The sequence below is a fragment of the Sphingopyxis sp. genome (genome assembly GCF_035686825.1).
Taxonomy (GTDB): Bacteria; Pseudomonadota; Alphaproteobacteria; order Sphingomonadales; family Sphingomonadaceae; genus Sphingopyxis.
In genome coordinates this window covers 549,527-569,558 of the sequence record NZ_DASRYZ010000002.1, presented here as the reverse complement: position 1 = coordinate 569,558, position 20,032 = coordinate 549,527, and the positions used below count along the sequence as shown (strand labels likewise).

The 20,032-nt window shown below is 66.1% G+C and carries 19 protein-coding genes and 1 pseudogene; 13 read left to right on the top strand and 7 right to left on the bottom strand.

Annotated features, from left to right (window positions below; all coding sequences use genetic code 11):
* Nucleotides 1-114: 114 nt before the first annotated feature.
* The 6 genes from VFG17_RS03940 to VFG17_RS03915 all read left to right on the top strand — a co-directional run bounded on the left by VFG17_RS03940 (nt 115) and on the right by VFG17_RS03915 (nt 6,733).
* Nucleotides 115-681 (top strand): F0F1 ATP synthase subunit delta, encoded by a 567-nt coding sequence (locus VFG17_RS03940; protein ID WP_325028159.1) that lies wholly within the window; start codon nt 115-117, stop codon nt 679-681.
* A 38-nt stretch (nt 682-719) separates the two neighbouring features.
* Complete coding sequence (atpA, locus tag VFG17_RS03935; protein WP_325028158.1) at nt 720-2,249, top strand: F0F1 ATP synthase subunit alpha; 1,530 nt, start codon at nt 720-722, stop codon at nt 2,247-2,249.
* Nucleotides 2,250-2,306: 57 nt separating this feature from the next.
* Nucleotides 2,307-3,182: a F0F1 ATP synthase subunit gamma gene (locus tag VFG17_RS03930; protein WP_325028157.1), complete on the top strand. Its 876-nt coding sequence runs from the start codon at nt 2,307-2,309 to the stop codon at nt 3,180-3,182.
* A 24-nt stretch (nt 3,183-3,206) separates the two neighbouring features.
* Nucleotides 3,207-4,742, top strand: coding sequence for a F0F1 ATP synthase subunit beta (gene atpD, locus VFG17_RS03925; protein ID WP_325028156.1), 1,536 nt, complete (start codon nt 3,207-3,209; stop codon nt 4,740-4,742).
* Nucleotides 4,743-4,788: 46 nt separating this feature from the next.
* On the top strand, nt 4,789-5,046 hold the full coding sequence (locus VFG17_RS03920; protein ID WP_325028155.1) for an ATP synthase F1 subunit epsilon: 258 nt from the start codon (nt 4,789-4,791) through the stop codon (nt 5,044-5,046).
* 190 nt (nt 5,047-5,236) lie between these two features.
* Complete coding sequence (locus tag VFG17_RS03915) at nt 5,237-6,733, top strand: CpaF family protein (protein ID WP_325028154.1); 1,497 nt, start codon at nt 5,237-5,239, stop codon at nt 6,731-6,733.
* A gap of 3 nt (nt 6,734-6,736) precedes the next feature.
* Here the strand turns inward: VFG17_RS03915 and VFG17_RS03910 are convergent, their stop codons facing one another.
* The gene (locus VFG17_RS03910; protein WP_325028153.1) at nt 6,737-6,925 is read right to left on the bottom strand and encodes a hypothetical protein; all 189 of its coding nucleotides are present in this window, start codon (nt 6,923-6,925) and stop codon (nt 6,737-6,739) included.
* A 79-nt stretch (nt 6,926-7,004) separates the two neighbouring features.
* Between VFG17_RS03910 and VFG17_RS03905 the strand changes: the two genes are divergently transcribed.
* Both VFG17_RS03905 and aat read left to right on the top strand, forming a co-directional pair.
* Nucleotides 7,005-7,835: a class I SAM-dependent methyltransferase gene (locus VFG17_RS03905; RefSeq protein ID WP_325028152.1), complete on the top strand. Its 831-nt coding sequence runs from the start codon at nt 7,005-7,007 to the stop codon at nt 7,833-7,835.
* The gene (gene aat, locus VFG17_RS03900; protein WP_325028299.1) at nt 7,832-8,623 is read left to right on the top strand and encodes a leucyl/phenylalanyl-tRNA--protein transferase; all 792 of its coding nucleotides are present in this window, start codon (nt 7,832-7,834) and stop codon (nt 8,621-8,623) included. The genes VFG17_RS03905 and aat overlap by 4 nt, the downstream gene beginning before the upstream one ends.
* Before the next feature lie 35 nt (nt 8,624-8,658).
* On the opposite strand, the pseudogene VFG17_RS03895 reads toward aat, so the two are convergent.
* The 4 genes and pseudogenes from VFG17_RS03895 to VFG17_RS03880 all read right to left on the bottom strand — a co-directional run.
* Nucleotides 8,659-8,829 (bottom strand): annotated as a pseudogene (locus VFG17_RS03895) (DUF2155 domain-containing protein); the annotation flags it as partial.
* Nucleotides 8,830-9,069: 240 nt separating this feature from the next.
* Entirely contained in the window at nt 9,070-9,456 is a 387-nt protein-coding gene (locus VFG17_RS03890) for an NADH:ubiquinone oxidoreductase subunit NDUFA12 (protein WP_325028151.1), read from the bottom strand.
* A 180-nt stretch (nt 9,457-9,636) separates the two neighbouring features.
* Nucleotides 9,637-10,098, bottom strand: a complete 462-nt coding sequence (locus VFG17_RS03885; RefSeq protein WP_325028150.1) for a DUF192 domain-containing protein — start codon at nt 10,096-10,098, stop codon at nt 9,637-9,639.
* Nucleotides 10,099-10,126: 28 nt separating this feature from the next.
* Nucleotides 10,127-10,699, bottom strand: coding sequence for a regulatory protein RecX (locus VFG17_RS03880; protein WP_325028149.1), 573 nt, complete (start codon nt 10,697-10,699; stop codon nt 10,127-10,129).
* 180 nt (nt 10,700-10,879) lie between these two features.
* Here VFG17_RS03880 and VFG17_RS03875 point away from each other — a divergent pair, with 180 nt between their 5' ends.
* From VFG17_RS03875 to VFG17_RS03865, 3 genes are all read left to right on the top strand, one after another.
* Entirely contained in the window at nt 10,880-12,631 is a 1,752-nt protein-coding gene (locus VFG17_RS03875; RefSeq protein ID WP_325028148.1) for a fatty acyl-AMP ligase, read from the top strand.
* Nucleotides 12,632-12,844: 213 nt separating this feature from the next.
* Nucleotides 12,845-15,199 carry a putative bifunctional diguanylate cyclase/phosphodiesterase gene (locus tag VFG17_RS03870; RefSeq protein ID WP_325028147.1) on the top strand — a complete coding sequence of 785 codons (2,355 nt, stop codon included), beginning with the start codon at nt 12,845-12,847 and terminating at the stop codon, nt 15,197-15,199.
* A gap of 165 nt (nt 15,200-15,364) precedes the next feature.
* Complete coding sequence (locus VFG17_RS03865) at nt 15,365-15,940, top strand: CHAP domain-containing protein (protein ID WP_414712920.1); 576 nt, start codon at nt 15,365-15,367, stop codon at nt 15,938-15,940.
* Between the two features lie 265 nt (nt 15,941-16,205).
* On the opposite strand, the gene VFG17_RS03860 is transcribed toward VFG17_RS03865, so the two are convergent.
* Nucleotides 16,206-16,475, bottom strand: coding sequence for a DUF3297 family protein (locus tag VFG17_RS03860; protein WP_325028145.1), 270 nt, complete (start codon nt 16,473-16,475; stop codon nt 16,206-16,208).
* 480 nt (nt 16,476-16,955) lie between these two features.
* Between VFG17_RS03860 and VFG17_RS03855 the strand changes: the two genes are divergently transcribed.
* A complete protein-coding gene (locus tag VFG17_RS03855) occupies nt 16,956-17,909 on the top strand; it encodes a hypothetical protein (protein ID WP_325028144.1) in 954 nt (317 codons plus the stop codon).
* Nucleotides 17,906-19,555, top strand: coding sequence for a ShlB/FhaC/HecB family hemolysin secretion/activation protein (locus tag VFG17_RS03850; protein WP_325028143.1), 1,650 nt, complete (start codon nt 17,906-17,908; stop codon nt 19,553-19,555). Before VFG17_RS03855 ends, VFG17_RS03850 begins: the two co-directional genes overlap by 4 nt.
* Here the strand turns inward: VFG17_RS03850 and VFG17_RS03845 are convergent.
* The gene (locus VFG17_RS03845; RefSeq protein ID WP_325028142.1) at nt 19,527-20,003 is read right to left on the bottom strand and encodes a hemerythrin domain-containing protein; all 477 of its coding nucleotides are present in this window, start codon (nt 20,001-20,003) and stop codon (nt 19,527-19,529) included. The two genes, VFG17_RS03850 and VFG17_RS03845, sit on opposite strands and share 29 nt — an antisense overlap.
* Between the last annotated feature and the right edge of the window lie 29 nt (nt 20,004-20,032).

Genomic DNA, 20,032 nt, shown 5'->3' with positions numbered 1-20,032 from the left:
CATTGCGGCACAATCGTTGCTACGCGCGCCCCGACTTTGCAGCGGGGGCATTTCCGGATGCCGGGCAATCCGCGCAGCCATCCCCCTCGGGATCGAAGAAAAGGACTTTCGCGCGTGGAGAATTCCGGCGGCATTCAGGGCAACATCACGGCGGGCCTCGCGGGCCGCTATGCCAGCGCGCTGTTCGAACTGGCCCGCGAATCGAACGCGATCGACGCCGTTCAGAAAAGCCTCGCGACGCTCAAGACCGGCCTCGCCGATTCGGCCGACCTGTCGGCGCTGATCGCCAGCCCCGTCGTCGGCCGCGCCGACGCCGCCAATGCCATCGCCGCGGTCGCCAAATCGCTCAAGCTCGATTCGCTGACCGCCAAATTCCTCGGCGTGCTCGCCGAAAACCGCCGCCTCGCCGACCTGCCCGGCATGATCGACGCGTTCAACGCGATCGTCGCCGACCACCGCGGCGAAGTGACTGCACAGGTCACCAGCGCGCACCCGCTCAGCGCCGCGCAGCTCAAGGAGCTGACCGCGAACCTCAAATCCCGTGTCGGCCGTGACGTCACCGTCGCGACGACCGTCGACCCCGCCATTCTCGGCGGCCTCGTCGTCCAGCTGGGCAGCCAGCTGATCGACGGCAGCATCCGTACCCGTCTCAACAGTTTCGCCCAGGCGATGAAGGGCTGAAAGCCCGTACGCCAAACTGCCCGATGAAAGGCTGAATAATGGAAATCCGCGCCGCTGAAATCAGCAAGGTCATCAAGGACCAGATCGCCAATTTCGGGACCGACGCCACGGTCAGCGAAATCGGCTCGGTGCTCTCGGTCGGCGACGGCATCGCCCGCGTCCACGGCCTCGACAATGTCCAGGCCGGTGAAATGGTCGAATTCGCCAACGGCGTGCAGGGCATGGCGCTCAACCTCGAAGCCGACAATGTCGGCATCGTGATCTTCGGCTCGGACGCCGAGATCAAGGAAGGCGACACCGTCAAGCGCACCGGCACGATCGTCGACGTTCCCGTCGGCAAGGGCCTGCTCGGCCGCGTCGTCGATGGCCTCGGCAATCCGATCGACGGCAAGGGCCCGATCAAGGCCGACAAGCGCATGCGCGTCGAAGTGAAGGCGCCGGGCATCATTCCGCGCACCTCGGTGCACGAACCCGTCCAGACTGGCCTCAAGGCGCTCGATGCGCTCGTCCCCGTCGGCCGCGGCCAGCGCGAACTGATCATCGGCGACCGTCAGACCGGCAAGACCGCCGTCGCGATCGACACCTTCATCAACCAGAAGCAGGCGAACGCCGGCGATGATGAGAGCAAGAAGCTCTACTGCATCTATGTCGCCGTCGGTCAGAAGCGCTCGACCGTCGCGCAGATCGTCCGCCAGCTCGAAGAAAATGGCGCGATGGAATATTCGATCGTCGTCGCCGCGACCGCGTCGGAGCCCGCTCCGCTGCAGTTCCTCGCGCCTTATACGGGCTGCACGATGGGCGAGTTCTTCCGCGACAACGGCATGCACGCCGTGATCGTCTATGACGATCTGTCGAAGCAGGCCGTCGCTTATCGCCAGATGTCGCTGCTGCTGCGCCGCCCGCCGGGCCGCGAAGCCTATCCCGGCGACGTTTTCTATCTCCACAGCCGCCTTCTTGAGCGCGCCGCGAAGATGAACAGCGACAATGGCGCAGGCTCGCTCACCGCGCTGCCGATCATCGAAACGCAGGCGGGCGACGTGTCGGCCTATATTCCGACGAACGTGATTTCGATCACCGACGGCCAGATCTTCCTCGAAACCAACCTGTTCAACGCGGGTATCCGCCCGGCGATCAACGTCGGTCTGTCGGTGTCGCGCGTCGGCTCGGCCGCGCAGACCAAGGCGATGAAGAAGGTGTCGGGCTCGATCAAGCTCGAGCTCGCGCAATATCGCGAGATGGAAGCTTTCGCGCAGTTCGGTTCGGACCTCGACGCCTCGACGCAGAAGCTGCTCAACCGCGGCGCGCGCCTGACGCAGCTTTTGAAGCAGCCGCAGTTCCAGCCGATGCCTTTCGAAGAGCAGACCGCGTCGATCTTCGCGGGCACCAACGGCTATCTCGACAATGTCGCGACGACCGACGTGTCGCGCTACGAACAGGCGATGCTCGCCTATCTGCGCAGCGACCATGCCGATGTGCTGAAAACGATCCGCGACACCAAGGACCTTGGCGACGACGCCAAGAAGGGTCTGGTCGCGGCGCTCGACGCCTTCGCCAAGATTTTCGCGTAAGCCAAGTTACCGTGAGCCCGGCCTTTCGCGCCGGGCTGACGAACCAGAGGGGCCGTAATGGCATCGCTTAAGGAACTCAAAGGGCGGATCGTCTCGGTCAAATCGACCCAGAAGATCACCAAGGCCAAGAAGATGGTCGCCGCCGCGAAGCTGCGTAAGGCGCAGGCCGCCGCCGAAGCCGCGCGTCCTTACGCCGAGCGGCTCGAAGGCGTCGTCGCGAGCCTCGCGTCGAAGGTCGGCGCGTCGGATTCGGCGCCGAAGCTGCTTTCGGGGACCGGCAAGAGCGATACGCACCTGCTCGTCGTGCTCAACAGCGACCGCGGCCTCGCCGGCGCGTTCAACTCGAACATCGTCAAGGCGGCGCGCGACAAGGCGCTCGAACTGCAGGCCGAAGGCAAGAAGGTCCTCTTCTTCCTCGTCGGCCGCAAGGGCCGCCCGGTGATCGCGCGCCTGTTCCAGGGCCAGATCGTCGAGCAGTATGAAACGACCGGCATCCGCGACATCGGCTTCGACCAGGCGAGCGAAATCTCGGCGAAGGTCATGGAGATGTACGAAGCCGGCGCGTTCGACGTCGCGCATCTCTTCTATTCGAAATTCCGTTCGGCGCTGCTCCAGATCGCGACCGGGCAGCAGATGATCCCGGTTCCGCCGCCGGCAGACGTTCCGGCGTCGAGCGGCGCCGCGGTCGAATATGAGCCCGACGAGGAAGCGATCCTCGCCGATCTCCTGCCGCGCAACGTCACCATCCAGATCTTCAAGGGCCTCCTTGAAAACGCCGCCTCCGAACAGGGCGCGTCGATGACCGCGATGGACAATGCGACGCGCAACGCGGGCGACCTGATCAACAAGCTGACCATCGTTTACAACCGCACGCGTCAGGCGGCGATCACCACCGAACTCATCGAAATCATTGCCGGCGCCGAAGCGCTGTAATCGATCAACCCAAGGAAGAAGACCATGGCAACCGCTCCCGCTGAAAAGAAGGCTCCTGCCAAGAAGGCCGCCGCGCCCAAGGCTGCTGCGCCGAAGAAGGCCGCCGCTCCGAAGGCCGCTGCCACCGGCACCGCGACCGGCCGCGTCGCACAGGTCATCGGCGCCGTCGTCGACGTCCAGTTCACCGGCCCGCTGCCGGCGATTCTGAACGCGCTCGAAACCGACAACAACGGCAACCGCCTCGTCCTCGAAGTCGCGCAGCACCTCGGCGAGAACACCGTCCGCACGATCGCGATGGACGCGACCGACGGCCTGACGCGCGGCCAGCCGGTGACCGACACCGGCGCGCAGATCTCGGTCCCCGTCGGTCCGCAGACGCTCGGCCGCATCCTCAACGTCATCGGCGACCCGATCGACGAACGCGGCCCGGTGAACGCCGGCATGACCGCGCCGATCCACGCCAAGGCTCCCGAATTCGTCGACCAGTCGACCGAAGCCGCGATCCTCGTCACCGGCATCAAGGTCATCGACCTGATCGCGCCCTATGCGAAGGGCGGCAAGATCGGCCTGTTCGGGGGTGCCGGCGTCGGCAAGACCGTGCTCATCCAGGAACTGATCAACAACATCGCCAAGGGCCACGGCGGCGTCAGCGTGTTCGCGGGCGTCGGCGAACGCACCCGCGAGGGCAACGACCTCTATCACGAATTCCTCGACGCCGGCGTTATCGCCAAGGACGCCGATGGCAACCCGACCCCCGACGGGTCGAAGGTGGCGCTGGTGTTCGGCCAGATGAACGAACCCCCGGGCGCCCGCGCCCGCGTCGCGCTCTCGGGCCTGACCATGGCCGAATATTTCCGCGACCAGGAAGGCCAGGACGTGCTCTTCTTCGTCGACAACATCTTCCGCTTCACGCAGGCGGGTTCGGAAGTGTCGGCGCTGCTCGGCCGTATTCCTTCGGCGGTGGGCTATCAGCCGACCCTCTCGACCGACATGGGCGCGCTGCAGGAACGCATCACCTCGACCACCAAGGGCTCGATTACCTCGGTGCAGGCCATTTACGTTCCCGCGGACGATCTTACCGACCCCGCTCCCGCAACCTCGTTCGCCCACTTGGACGCGACGACGACGCTGAGCCGCGCGATTTCGGAACTCGGCATCTATCCCGCGGTCGACCCGCTCGACTCGACCTCGCGCGTGCTGACCGCCGCGACCGTCGGCCAGGAGCATTACGAGACCGCCCGCCGCGTTCAGGAAACGCTCCAGAAGTACAAGTCGCTGCAGGACATCATCGCGATCCTCGGCATGGACGAGCTTTCGGAAGAAGATAAGCTGGTCGTCGCCCGCGCGCGCAAGATCCAGCGCTTCCTGTCGCAGCCGTTCCACGTCGCCGAAGTCTTCACCGGCATCCCCGGCAAGTTCGTCGCGATCGAAGACACGGTGAAGTCGTTCAAGGCCGTCGTCGACGGCGAGTACGATCACCTGCCCGAAGCGGCCTTCTACATGGTCGGCGGCATCGACGAAGCGGTCGCCAAGGCCGCGAAGCTCGCCGAAGACGCATAACACACCTACACCCCTCCCCCGCGCGGGAGGGGTTTAAGGACATATCATGGCCCTGAAGTTCGAACTCGTCACCCCCGCCCGCCTCGAGCGGTCCGCCGACGTCCATATGGTCACCGTGCCGGGGACCGAGGGCGATTTCTCGGTGCTCGAAGGCCACGCGCCCTTCATGGCGACGCTGCGCAACGGCCCGCTGACGATCTATGCGTCGCAGGGTGCCGAACCCGAAGTCATCGAGGTCGAAGGCGGTTTCGCCGAGGTCAACGAAGCGGGCCTCACCGTGCTCGCCGAGCATATCGCCGGCTGAATTCCCTGCCGTCCGCGGCCGGGACCAAAAGCCCGCATCCTCGCCGATGCGGGCTTTTTCATGTCCGCGCGGCAAACGCCCGCGGCATTAGGACAATGTCAAAGTTTCCGATTTATTCACCGTGTCGGATGGGGGTTTCGCCGGGAAGTCGGCGGCATTCCCGCATGAGATACGAAGCAGGATAAAACGGATGAGTGCATTCGGACGCCGCCCCGGAACCGCTGGCCGCCCCGCCTTTGGCGTGGCGAAGCCGATGCAGACTGGCCCCGGCGTGCCCGGCGGCGCGCAATTCCCCGCGATAGACACCGCGCCCGCCGAAGCCCCGCCGCCGATCCCGTCGAACCTGACGCCCGAAGAAGAGGCGATGGAGCGGCTCAATCAGCGCTCGACCGCCGAAATGGCCGAGCCCGAAAAGGCGCAAGGATTCGAAGCATCGGTCCACAAGATCAAGGAACAGGTGCTGCCGCGCCTGCTCGAACGCGTCGATCCCGAGGCGGCCGCGACGCTGAGCAAGGACGAGCTGACCGAGGAATTCCGCCCGATCATCCTCGAGGTGCTCGCTGAACTCCGCATCACATTGAACCGCCGCGAGCAGTTCGCGCTCGAAAAGGTGCTCGTCGACGAATTGCTCGGCTTCGGTCCGCTCGAGGAATTGCTCGCCGACCCCGACATCAGCGACATCATGGTCAACGGCCCGTACCAGACCTATGTCGAGCGCAAGGGCCAGCTCGTCATCGCGCCGATCCAGTTCCGCGACGAACAGCATCTGTTCCAGATCGCGCAGCGCATCTGTAACATGGTCGGCCGCCGCGTTGACCAGACCACGCCGCTCGCCGACGCGCGCCTGAAGGACGGCAGCCGCGTCAACGTGATCGTCCCGCCGCTCAGCTTGCGCGGTACCGCGATTTCGATTCGCAAATTCTCGGCCAAGCCGATCACGCTCGACATGCTCTGCCAATGGGGCGCGATGAGCCAGAAAATGTGCACCGCGCTGAAGATCGCGGGCGCCAGCCGCTTCAACATCGTCATCTCGGGCGGCACGGGCTCGGGTAAAACCACCATGCTCAACGCGCTGTCGAAAATGATCGACCCCGGCGAGCGTGTGCTGACGATCGAGGACGCCGCCGAACTTCGCCTGCAGCAGCCGCACTGGCTGCCGCTCGAAACGCGCCCCGCGAACCTCGAAGGCAATGGCGCGATCCACATGGGCGACCTCGTCAAGAACGCGCTGCGCATGCGTCCCGACCGCATCATCATGGGTGAGGTTCGCGGCGCCGAGTGTTTCGACCTGCTCGCCGCGATGAACACGGGTCACGACGGATCGATGTGTACGCTCCACTCGAACAGCCCGCGCGAATGCCTCGGCCGTATGGAAAACATGGTGCTGATGGGCGACATCAAGATTCCGAAGGAAGCGATCTCGAAGCAGATCGCCGACTCGGTCGACCTGATCGTCCAGATCAAGCGCCTGCGCGACGGTTCGCGCCGCGTCACCAACGTCACCGAGGTGATCGGCATGGAAGGCGACGTCATCGTCACGCAGGAATTGTTCAAGTTCGAATATCTCGACGAGGACAAGGACGGCAAGATCGTCGGCGAATATCGCGCGATGGGCCTGCGCCCCTATACGCTCGAAAAGGCGCGCCAGTATGGCTTCGATCAGCCCTATCTCGAGGCGTGCCTGTAAGGCCTAACGGCCACTCAGCCAGAACGCCGTCGCGAACAGCGCCACCGCCGCCGCCGCCAGCGCGATCCCGCGCCACGGCATGAAACCGACGTCGTCGACGTCGCGCCGGTGGTTGCGGCGCCAGTTGGCGATCTCGGCAACGCCGAACAGCACCGCGGCCGCAATCGCCACCGACAGCATCGACACTTGCATTGCCGCGCATCCCTTCGCAAACAGGGGCATTCCCCCAGTCTCCGCAAGGAGACGAATCCCTCAGCAGAGAGGTGCCCATATGCGTGTCCTGTCATTGCTTGCAAGTGCCGCCGCCCTGATCGCCGTTCCCGCTGCCGCGATGCAGCATGACGGCCACGCCGGTCATGCCGCGCCTCAGGGCGGCGATGCGATCGCCGCCGCGGTCGCCGCCCCCACACGCACCCCGGCGAACACCCCGCGCGACCCCTATCGCCATCCCGCCGAAACGCTGGCCTTTTTCGGCGTGAAGCCCGGCGACACGGTGGTCGAGCTGTGGCCCGGCGGCGGCTGGTACACCGAAATCCTCGCCCCGCTGACCAAGGCCAGCGGCGGCACGCTCTACGCCGCGGCACCGTGGGAACGCGGGCTCAACCGGATCAAGGAATGGCAGGGCGCCAAACCTGACGTCTATGGCGCGGTGAAGCTCGCCGAATTTCCGAACGCGGGGGCCAATCCCAAGGTCCCCGACGGCAGCGCCGACGTCGTGCTGACCTTTCGCAACGTCCACAATTGGCGGTCGGGCGGCGCCGAAAACACCGCGAACGCCTTCAAACAGATCTTCGCGATGCTCAAACCCGGCGGCACGCTCGGCGTCGCCGAGCACCGGCTCAATGAGAATGATGATAGCGCGAAGGAAGAGAAATCGGGCTATCTCAAGGAAAGCACGGTCATCGCGCTTGCGGAAGCGGCGGGGTTCAAGCTCGCCGGCCGCAGCGAGATCAACGCCAATCCGAAAGACACAAAGGATTACCCCAAAGGCGTCTGGACGTTGCCGCCGAGCCTGACCGAGGGCGAGACCGACCGCGCCAAATATGTCGCGATCGGCGAATCGGACCGCATGACGCTCAAATTCGTGAAGCCCGCGTCCTGAAGCATTTCGAATCGATCGACCCGGCGCTGCTTTTAAGCGCCTATGCGCAGGGCATTTTCCCGATGGCCGACGGGGCGGACGACCCGTCGGTCCATTGGGTCGAGCCGCGGCTGCGCGCGATTCTCCCGCTCGATGGCTTTCATCTGTCGCGCAGCCTGAGGAAGGTCATCGTCTCCGACCGCTTTCGCGTCACCACCGATGCCGCCTTCGCCGACATGGTCGCGCTCTGCGCCGAACCCGCGAACGACCGGCCGACGACGTGGATCAATCCGGTGATCAAGGCGAGCTACGACCGTCTGTTCCGGCTCGGCCATGCGCACAGCGTCGAATGCTGGCAGAACGGCGAGCTCGTCGGCGGGCTCTATGGCGTAACGCTCGGCCGCGCCTTTTTCGGCGAATCGATGGTCAGCCGCGTGCGCGACGCGTCGAAGGTCGCGCTCGCGCATCTCGTCGCGCGGCTGATCGCGGGCGGCTGGAAATTGCTCGACTGCCAGTTCATCACGCCGCACCTCGCGAGCCTCGGCGCGATCGAGATCCGCCAGGCCGATTATCTCGCGCGGCTCTATTCGGTGTTGGCGGGCGGCGACGGCGGCACGATCTTGGGCGGCGCAACCGGAGCGGGCGCGGCAGGTGCCGTCGCCGGGGTCGCGGTGCCCTCGCCGCCGTTCGCCGCGGGCGACTGGCGCGCGCTCGACGCCTTGGGCGCGGCCGCCGATTTGGGCGCCGAGCGTTCGACGGGCTCGCCGCCCGGATATGTCATCGCGCAGCTTTTGACGAAGACGTCATAGATCGGATGCTCGATCACGTTGCGGTCGGGCCGCTCGCGGAAAATCCAGCCCGAAAAGACGCGGCGCCATTTATCGTCGCGCTGGTCCTGCACGGTCAGCTGGACGAAGGCGCCGGTTTCGGGCGGGTCTTCCCACGGCGCGGTCATTTCGCACGCGCGCATCCGCACGATCGCGCGGCCGACGCGCACCGATTCGCCGGGCTTCATTTCGAGTTCGCGGACCAGCCCGTTGCGCTTGTTGAGCAGGCCGACGACGGCGACGCGCTCGGCCATCGGGGTCGCGCCCTCGATGCCGCCGACTTCCTGCGGCACGCGTTCGGATTTTGCGGTGGTCGATACGGTCGCGCTGCCGCCCGCCTTCGACGGCGTCCGGTCGCATGCCGTCAGCGCGGTCGCCGCGACAAGCGTCAGGAGCGCGATACGGAGGGGTTGCGGCCGCACTGAAGCTCAGTCGGCGCCGGGCCGCCAGGCCTCATAGTCGCCGGTCGCGGCGGCGCGGCGGCCGCCGCGTTCGAGCGCGCCGGCGGGACGATAGGCGCCGGTGCTGCCGGTCAGGTTCGCGCTCGGCTCCTTCTCCCACGCACGCGGCGCGGGCAGGGCGTCGGTCGGCAATTCGTCGAAGGTGCCGTGCAGCCATCCGTGCCATTCGGGCGGCACGCGGCTCGCATCGTTGGATCCGTTATAGATTACCCAGCGGCGGCCGCCCTTCTTGGCGCGGAAATAGCGGTTGCCGAGGCTGTCCTCGCCGACCTTCTCGCCCGTGCTCCAGCTGTTCAGCAGCGTGCCGACGGTCGCGCCGTCCCACCAGGTGAAAATCTTGCCCAAAATGCTCATGGCTGCGGCGTTTACAGGCAAGCATGCGCGGTCCGCAAGGACTGTTTCGCGGTTTTCGGCCCCGGCCCGCTCCCCCACCCGGCCTCCGCGAACATAGTAGCCTATGGGAGGCCGGGTGGGGGAGCGGGCCGGTGCCGAACGGTTCGAAGCCCCGCTTCGAACCAGCCGTTCAGAGCGCCGCTATTTCTTGTCTTTCCACGTCACCTTGGCACTCTCGTCGATGCCGAGCTTCGCCGCGGTGCCGCCCGCGAGTTCGAGCACCGCCGAAACCTCGCCGCCGCTGACGACGGGTTCGAGCGATTCGGGGATGGTGTTTTCGGCGATCCGGTCGATGCTGCCGTCGGCGCGGATGAAGATCATATCGAGCGGAATCAGCGTGTTCTTCATCCAGAAGCTGCCGATTCGCGGTTTTGCGAACGGAAAGAGCATGCCGCCATTTTCGGGCAGGCTGGTCCGGAACATCAGCCCGCGATCCTGCTCGGCGTCGGTGCGTGCGACCTCGACGTCGAACCGGTGCGCCTGGCCCGCCATCGCGATCGTCACGGGGATTGTCGCGGCGCTTTCGGCCTCGCTGGCATCGCGGCTGCACGCCGCCATCGGCAGCGCGAACGACAGGGCAAGGGCGGTCAATATGGCACGCATCGGCAGTTCCTCCATCGGATGCCCCGGCCTAATCGAGCCCTGCTTCGTCGTCCAGCGCCGCCAGCCCCGATTCGTCCCCCGGCGGGACGGCGAGAATACGACGCGCGATCGTCATGCTGTGCCCGGCACGCAAAAAAGCGGCGATTTGCCGCTCGCGGAGTTTCGGATCGTCGCTGTTGCGCGTCGCAAAGGGGCCGAACCGCCGCCGCCGCGCGAAACCGACCGCCGCCGCGACCGCGGCATTCTCCGCCGCCGCGATGGCATCGCCGCTGTCATCCTCGGCGATGCCATCGACGTAAAGCTGCGCCTTGACCCGCCGCACGCCCAGACCGCGCCGCGTCATCGCCCCCGCGCGCATCGCGGCATATTGGCGATCGTCGAGATAGCGCAGACGCTCCATCCGGTCGGCGATCGCCTCGCACGCCGCCATGGCGTCACTTTCGTCTATCCATTCGGATTCGCGGACTTTTCTGGAAAGATAGCGCGTCAGCTTCGCCCGGCTCGTCGCGAATCGCGCGACATAGGCGAGCGCCAGTTCGTCGAGTTTTGCCGCGCTTAGGGGCCTTTTCGATCGGTCGGAGGAAGCGCGGCGTTTGGCCATATGCCATGTTTGTGCCACAGTCGGGCCCGATTGAGAACGATCAACACCGCCATATCGGGTGCTAAAGCCCGGAAATGGGCGATTTGTTCAAACAACACAGGGTTCGCGCACCGACACATGGCACAGAAAGATGACATGCTTGTTGCCGCGCGGCCCGTATCGCGGGATGTCGCAGCCCCTATGACCGATACCGACCTGATTTCGGCCGATGCGCTCGTGCCGACGCCGACCGAATGTGCGCAGCCGCGCCGTTTTTCCGACTTCGCCACCGTGGGCGAGGCGCTCGACTATGCCGCCGCGGGTTCGCGCGGGCTCAATTTCCATGATCCGCGCGGGAAACTCGTGCGTCCCTATCCGTATAGCGAGCTCAAGGCCGACGCGCTGGCCGCCGCTTACCGGCTGATCGCCGCGGGGGTGCAGCCCAACGATCGCATCGCGCTGATCGCCGAAACCGGCGCCGAATTCGCCGCGCTTTTCTTCGGCACCATCTATGCCGGCGCCTGGCCGGTTCCGCTGCCGCTGCCGACGAGCTTCGGCGGGCGCGATAGCTATGTCGGCCAGCTCGTCGTCCAGCTGACGAGCTGCGACCCCAAGATGCTGTTTTTCCCGCCCGAAATCGCCGCGATGGCGATCGAGGCGGCCGAGCAGCGCAAAGTGCAGCCGATCGACTGGAGCGAGTTCGAAAAACGCCCCGCGCCGATCGCCGACCTGCCTGAGCAGAAAACCGACGAGACCTGCTATCTCCAGTATAGCAGCGGTTCGACGCGTTTCCCGCACGGCGTCGCGGTGACGCACGGCGCGCTGCTCAACAATCTGTCGGCGCATTCGCACGGCATGGAGTTGCAGGACAGCGACCGCTGCATTTCGTGGCTGCCCTGGTATCACGACATGGGCCTCGTCGGCTGCCTGCTCTCGCCCGTCGCGAATCAGGTATCGGTCGATTATCTGAAGACCGAGGATTTCGCCCGCCGCCCGCTCGCCTGGCTCGACCTGATCAGCCGCAACACCGGCACGACTTTGAGCTATTCGCCGACCTTCGGTTATGACATTTGCGCGCGCCGCATCTCGAGCCAGAGCCATGTCGCCGACCGTTTCGACCTGTCGCGCTGGCGGGTCGCGGGCAATGGCGCCGACATGATCCGTCCCGACGTGATGCAGAGCTTCGTCGACGCTTTCGCCGACGCGGGCTTCAAGGCGAGCGCTTTCCTGCCGAGCTACGGCCTCGCCGAAGCGACGCTCGCGGTGAGCATCATGCCGCCGGGCGAGGGCATCGTCGTCGAACTGGTCGAGGAAACCGAATTGTCGGGCGCCGCGAACGACAGCGGCCGTCCGACGCGCTACCGCGCGATCGTCAACTGCGGCAAGGCGGTCAAGGACATGGTGATCGAGGTCCGCGACGAAGCGGGCAATCCGCTCGCCGACCAGACCGTCGGCAAGGTGTGGTGCACCGGCCCGTCGCTGATGACCGGCTATTTCCGCGACCCCGAATCGACCGGCGCCTGCATGGCGGACGGCTGGCTCGACACCGGCGATATGGGTTATATGTCCGACGGTTACATCTATATCGTCGGCCGCGCCAAGGACATGATCATCATCAACGGCAAGAATCACTGGCCGCAGGATATCGAATGGGCGGTCGAGCAGCTGCCGGGCTTCAAGTCGGGCGACATCGCGGCCTTTGCGATCACGACGCCGGGCGGCGAGGAAACCCCCGCCGTGCTCGTCCAGTGCCGCACCAGCGACGAAGCCGAGCGGCTCGCGCTGCGCGAGACGATTCGCGACCGCGTCCGCGCGATCACCGGCATGAACTGCCTGATCGAGCTGATCCCGCCGCGCACCCTGCCGCGCACCAGCTCGGGCAAATTGAGCCGGTCGAAGGCGCGCGCGCAATATCTCGCCGGCGAAATCCAGCCTTTCGCGATGGCGGCATAAGCGGACGCGGCCGGTTTCGGTCGGAAGCAGACCCATCAATCCTCGTCACCCGGATCAAGTCCGGGATGATGACGAAAGAGGGAACGGCCACTCACCACCCCAAAGCCGTCGCTTGCATCGCGCCGCCAGCCTGTCCCCACCCGGCACAGAATTTCGCGTCGAAACAACGCGGCAGTTACCTTCGGGTAACCCCCGCGCGCTAAACCGGCGGGTGTGAAAAGCCTGCTGACCGACCCTATTGCTGCCGAAGAGATACCTGTGCGGACCCTGTTGGGGCTGGGGCCGCGAAACCAGGACGTCGGCAACCTCCGCCAGCTCCAGCTCGCGCCGCTCCGCGGCCGCGGCTCGCTGCGCCTGTTGATGGGCATCGGCATGGCGTTCGTCGCCGCCTTCACCATGGTCCACAGCATAGCATTGTCGGTCGCGGCTGGCTGGCTGGCCTGCGCCCTCCTCTTTGCGCTCTGGTCGTATGGCAAGTTCAACCACCTGCCGCTCGGCGACCCCAAATCCTCGGGGCTCGCCGAATATCGGCTGTGCAATCGCCACGCGCTCTGTTCGGCGCTGCTCTGGGGCGCGCCTTTCTGGTTGCAGGGCCTGACACCGACGCTCGACCATGTCCTGTCGATGTGGACGATCGCGGTGCTGATGATGGTCACGCTGTCGATCGTCGCGCACAGCGTTCCGCTCGCCTGCGCGCTGTTCATCGCCCCTGTCTCGCTGTCGGCCGCAGCGGCGTTGACCCGCGCCGGCGCGCCCCAACTCGCGGGCGTGGCGCTCGTCGCGGGCTTCCTGCTCTGCGCTTTCTGCGTCCGCTTCGCGCAGAGCCATATCCGCTTCCGCCGCGCCGAAGAGACGCTGCACGAAAAGACCGAGACGGTCAGCCTGCTGCTGCGCGAATTCGAGGAAACCTCGGCCGACTGGCTGTGGCAGACCGACAACAGCCGCCGCCTGATCCATGTTTCGCCGCGCCTCGCTTATGCACTCGGCGGCACCGCCGAGGGGCTCGAGGGCGTGCCGCTCCTCCAGGCGCTTTCGGGCGATGCGTGGGAAACCGGCCTGTTCCCCAAGAGCCTGCACGACATGGCCGAACGGATGAAGCGGCGCGAGAGCTTCTCGAACCTGATCGTGCCGGTGACGATCGGCGGCGCGCCGCGCTGGTGGGAGCTCTCCGCTTCGCCGCGCCTCGACGAAGCGGGCAAGTTTTTGGGGTTCCGCGGCGTCGGCTCGGACGTCACCGAAAAGCGCGCGACCGCCGAGCAGATCGCCAAGATGGCGCGCTTCGACAATCTCACCGGCCTGCCCAATCGCCTCAGCCTCAACGAGGATCTCGCCCGCGCGCTGACCCATGCGGTCGATGCGAAGTCGCGCTGCGCGCTGCTGATGATCGACCTCGACCGCTTCAAGGCGGTCAACGATACGCTGGGGCATCCCGTCGGCGACAAATTGCTCGCGCAGGTCGCGGCACGGCTCAAGGGGCTGATGGAGCGCGGGATGACCTGCGGGCGGCTCGGCGGCGACGAATTCGCCGTCGTGCTCCACAATGTCCCCTCGGCCGACGCCGCCGAGGATCTCGCGCAGCGGATCATCACGACGATCAGCCGCCCCTATGTCGTCGACAACCACCAGCTCTTCGTCGGCGCCAGCGTCGGCTTCGCGATCGGCCCGACCGACGGTGCAACGGTCGAGACGCTGACCCGCAACGCCGACCTCGCGCTCTACAAATCGAAGGACAAGGGCGGCAATGTCGTCGCCGCCTATGTCGCCTCCCTGCACGCACAAGCCGAGGAACGGCGCGTGATGGAGCAGGAACTGCGCGGTGCGCTCGAACGCGGCGAGTTCGAACTTTATTACCAGCCGGTGGTGACCGCCGCCGATGGCACATTGAACGGCTTCGAGGCGCTGATCCGCTGGAACAACAAGAAGCTCGGCAATGTGTCGCCGGGCCGCTTCATCCCGCTCGCCGAGGACGCCCGCCTGATTTCGCCGATCGGCGAATGGGTGTTGCGCACCGCGTGCCACGAAGCGATGAAATGGCCGTCGAACCTGAAGGTCGCGATCAACGTCTCGGCGGACCAGCTCACCGACCCCAGCTTCGCCTCGGTCGTCGTCTCGGCGCTCGCGCAGAGCGGGCTTCCGCCGCAACGGCTTGAGATCGAGGTTACCGAAAGCGTCTTCCTGCGCGACGGCGGCGGTGCGGCGCAATTGCTCGATCAGCTGATCGCGCTCGGGATTCGCCTGTCGCTCGACGATTTCGGCACCGGATATTCGTCGCTCGGCTACCTTCGGAAAACGCAATTCTCGACGATCAAGGTCGACCGGACCTTCGTCGTCGGCGCCGCGAAGGGCAGCATCGAATCGATCGCGATCATCCGCGCGGTGGTGGCGCTCGCCGACAGCCTCGGCATGTCGACGACCGCCGAAGGCGCCGAAACCGAGCTCGAGGTCGAAACGCTGCGCAGCTTCGGCTGCAGCAACATCCAAGGCTATTATTACGGGCGCCCGATGCCCGCGAGCGACGTGCTGACCCTCTTCCGCCGTCCCGACGATGTCGCGACCGCCGCCGCTTGACGGCGGCCAGCCGAACGGCCTGCACGACGAATTGAACCTCTTAACAAAAGGTTCCCCCGTCCACCGCATCCCCGGCGCGATTCGTCGCTTCACGGGTGGTGGACGCCGCGCGGCGTGGCAAAGACCCTCCAACGCTTGAAGACAAGCATCGGGGGGTCGCATTTCATGCTCCATCGTCGTTACCTGGCAGCCGCCATCGCGTCCGTGATGACCGTCACCGGCCTGTTCGCGAGCGTTCCCGCCGCGGCGAAATCCTATTTGCAATGCGTCCCCTTCGCCCGCGCCGAATCGGGTGTCGAAATCCGCGGCAATGCCAAGACCTGGTGGTCGCAGGCCGCCGGCACCTATGCGCGCGGCGAAGAGCCCCGCGAAGGAGCCGTCATGGCCTTCGCCGGCACGCGCGGCATGCCGATGGGTCATGTCGCGGTGGTCAAGAAGATCGTCGGCGACCGCGAAATCCTGATCGACCATGCCAACTGGTCGCCGATCAACGGCCGCCGTGGCCAGATCGAGCGGGGCGTCCGTGTCGTCGACGTCAGCGACGCCGGCGACTGGAGCATGGTCCGCGTCTGGTATGCCCCGATCGGCGATCTCGGTCTCCGCGCCAACCCGGTGCAGGGCTTTATCTACGCCGACGGTGCCGCCGAAGAAGCGCCCAGCTTCAAGGCGCCCGTCTGGACGCAAAATGAATGGAAACCCGGCAACGGCCTCGAAGTCGTCGCCGCCTCGCTCGGTAACTGAGCCTTCCCCCCCCCACCCTCGGGCTCGGCGAGCGATGAAGCCACTCGGGGCGGCCCGCCGCTCCGGGTGGTTTCTCCTTTTGGGGGCGTCGTGCGTTACACCGGCAGTATCACCCGATCCGTTCGCCCTGAGCTTGTCGAAGGGCTGTTCTTTCTTTCGATGTGCGAAGAAGAACGGTGCTTCGACAAGCTCAGCACGAACGGTTTTTGAATGGATGCCGATTAAAGGGCGCGATGCTTCGCACGGGGCTTCGGGAGCGGCCGCCTCACTCGCCCGCGGGCGGCTCGCCTTCGCCGGGCGCATCCTCGAACCAGGCTTCGACCGGGCCCGACAGCTTGATCGTCATCGGCTGGCCGAAACGGTCCTTCGACTTGCCCGCGGCGACGCGGATCCAGCCTTCGGAGATCGAATATTCCTCGACGTCGGTGCGCTCGACGCCCTTGAAGCGGATCCCGATGCCGCGCTGCAACACCTCCATGTCGAAATGGGGCGAGCGGGGGTTGGTCGACAGGCGGTCGGGTGGCGTATCGGTCATTTGACTGTTTCCCAAAAAATGATGGCGCGGCCCTAGCGGGACCGCGGCCGCATCGTCAATGGAGAGGTGAATCGCCGCCGCGCGCCCGCGCGCAATGTCGGCGCATTGCCGCCGTTCGCGACACCCCGTTTCGGCATGGCTTCATCGAGATGCGGCCGGCGAGGCGCGAGAGCGCCGACGCGCGGCCGACATCCCTTTCCCGCTATTTCGCGCCCGACGAAGCAGGGAACCTTTATAATTCAAATCAATTTAGGAAAATTTTGTCCCTGATCGAAACAGATGTGAAAGCATCATATAATTGCTCGCGCGCTGTTCGTAAGAAATAAATTAGTTAACTCAAGATCGATTGTCCGCAAAAAACCTAATATATTAGTTAAAAGAGTAACTTTGTTCAAATGAATCTGAACAATAGAAGGAACTTTGTCGGCATTTCAAGAATCTCAAGGTCAGGGACCAGATCATGTACGAAGGGGATGTCTCATGCCTTTGTCCTGTCTTGAATTTCGCCCAGCCCATCTCATTCTGCTCCCGGCGTGCCTCGCGCTCGCGGCGTGCGAATCGTCGGGAAGCTATCGCGTCGGCAGCGTCGGCGCGACCGGAGCCACCGGCGCCACCGGGCCCGCGGGTCCCACCGGCGCCGACGGTCCCGCAGGCCCTGCAGGCCCCGCCGGTCCGGCCGGCCCCGCAGGAAGCGGCCTCGGCCTCGGCGATGCGGGCGCGCTCGCGGTCGGCGGCCTCGTCGGGCCCGGCGGCGTCGCGGGCACCGGTCTGCTCGCGAACACCGGCGATCCCGCCAACGTCAACCCGGTCATCGGCGGCGTGCTCGTCAAATCGGGCGGTCTCGTCAATGTCATCGCCGACAAGGGCTTGCTGCTCGCGAGCGCGGTCGACAGCAAGTTGCCCGGCAACACCAACCTCGTCGGCACCGTCGTCGGGGTCGTCAAAAGCACCGGCGTCGCGCTCGTCCAGACAGGCAATGGCCAGCAATATCTGGTCGACGGCCTGACCGCTGCCCCCGGGCAGCTGATCACCGCAACGATCGGCAAGGCGACCGCGCTGGGCAGCCCGAACGCATCGCCGCTGATCGGCGCGAGCATCCTGTCGCCCGGACAGCAGAATGGCAGCCTGCTCACCGTCGGGGTCGGGTCGGGCGGCCAGCTCGTCACGCTCCAGCCCGGCGCCGGCGGCAATCTGCTCGGTGGTGCGACTGGCGGTCTGACCGGCGGAACGTCCGGCAATCCTGTCGGCACGCCGGGCGCGCTGGTCGGCAATGTCGTCACGACGGCGACCGGCGCCTTGTCGCAGGTGACCAATGGCGTGACCGGCGGCGGGACGCCGAGCGGCGACGGCAATGCCGTGACCGGCGTCGTCACGGGGGTCACCGATACCGTCGGGGGCGTCCTCGGCGGCCTGACACCGAAGCGCGGCGATTGAAGCTGCGCCGCATGCGCCAGCGGCGTTACGCCTGTGCCGCGGCGGTGGCGGGAGCCCTGCTCCTCCCCGCCGCGGCGCTCGCGGCCCAACCGGCGTCGACGCCGCTCGACGGCCGCCCGCCCCTCGCTCCCGACCGCACCCGCGACCCGCTGCCCGATCCCGAGGCGAAGCCGCTTTCGCTCGGCAAGATCGAACTCGGCGCACGGCCCGATGTCATCATTCGCGAAATCCGCTTCGTCGGCGCAGGCGTGCCCGCCAATGTCGGCCGCGCGGCGCAGCGCTTCGTCGGCAAGCCCGCTTCGGCCGACAATCTCACCAAGCTCGCCGCCGCGATGACGCGCGCCTATAACCGCTCGAGCGTCGCGCTCTTCACGCTCGTCATTCCCGAACAGGATTTGTCGGAGGGCGTCGTCACCGTCGCTTCGGCGGAGGGCTATGTCGGGTCGGTGACGCTGAGCGGCGAGCGCGAGAGCGGCCCCGCGCCGCTCGTCGAAAACATGGCCTCCAATCTCGTCGGCCGGCGTCCGCTGCCGCGCGCGCGCTTCGAACGCGCGCTCGGCAATATCGCCGACATTCCGGGCCTTACCGTGACGCCGACGCTCGCGCTGGGCGGCGAGCAGGGCGCGGTCGCGCTCGACCTCGCGCTCGACGCGAAGAAGCCGACGGTCGGGCTCGGCTTCACGACGCGCACCAGCCGCTTCGTCGATGACGGTATCGTCGAAGCGAACGCCCGCGGCTCCAGCCTCTTGCGCAGCGGCGACGAAACGCGGCTGACCGGCGCCGCCGCGCTCAACTTCAAATCCTTGCTCTATCTCGCCGCGAGCCATTCGACCCCGATCGGCGCCGGCGGCACGCGCGCCGAACTGTCGGGCGCGGCGCTGCGCACACGGCCCAAGGGCATCGCGGTCGACGGCGAGGCGTGGAGCGCGGGCTTCGCGATCACCCATCCGCTGATCCGCGCGACGCGGCGCAATCTGATCGCGTCGGCGCGGATCGACTATCTCGATTCGAAGAACGCGCTCTTCGGTTCGACGATCGCCGCCGAAAAGACGTGGACGGCCAGCGGCAGCCTCGCCTTTCGTTTGAGCGAAGACCGCACCGTCATCGGCGCGCGCGTCGGCGGCGCCAAGGGGCTCGATTTCGCCGGCGCGCGCGTCGACCCCGGGGTCGGCGAGGCCGGCTTCGCCTATGCCGACGCCAGCGTCGAGGCGAACCAGGCGATCGGCAAGGCCTTCGTCGCCCGCGCCGCCGCGACGGGCCGCTGGACGCGCGACCGCCTGCCTGCCGCGCAACGCTTCAGCGTCGGCGGCGCGACGTTCGGCCGCGCATTCGACGACGGGCTGGTGAATGGCGACCGCGGCTATGCGGCGTTCGGCGAACTCGCGCTCCGGCCGCTACGCAGCGGCGATTTTTCGAAGAGCGAACTCTATGGCTTCGTCGATTATGCCGACGTGACATTGTTCGAACGCCCCGCAATTCCGCGTACCGATTTCACCCTCGGCAGCTGGGGCGGCGGCGTGCGCCTCTCCTATGCCGAAAATGCCACCATTGGCCTCGAAGTCGCCGATGCATGGAATCAACCCGTGCCCGGATATGGTCAGGACTGGCGCGTCGCGCTCAGCTGGAAACTATCGATCCGTCCATGACCGGCACGCCGATCGCGGCGCTTGACGCGTAGAGCGTTTCGGCGAGCGGATAGAGTTCGCGCTCCTCGCGCTCGACGCGCGCGGCGAGGATATCGAAAATCTCGACCGTCTCGCGGCCGAAACCGGGCCAGTCGGCCGCGACGCGCTCGCTCGTCCATTTCTCGTCATAGGCGGTGAAATCGGCGGCGAGACCGCCCATTTCGATTTCGAACTCGCGCGTGATCGTCATCAGTTCCTGATCGCCCGTCGCCATCAGCCGCGGATATAAAATCCAGTCCTCGCATTTCAGGTGGCGCACCAGATTTTCGCGGAGTTGCCCGCGCGCCGCCGCAAGCTCGGCAGGGGGCGGCGAGTGCGGAGCGCGAACCATGTCGAGGATGATCAGCGACAAGGTGACCAGCGCCGCATGTTCGGCGCGCAGTCGCTGCATCTCGCGGCTCAAGGGCATATCAGCTCCATCGATGCGAGCGGTCCCTC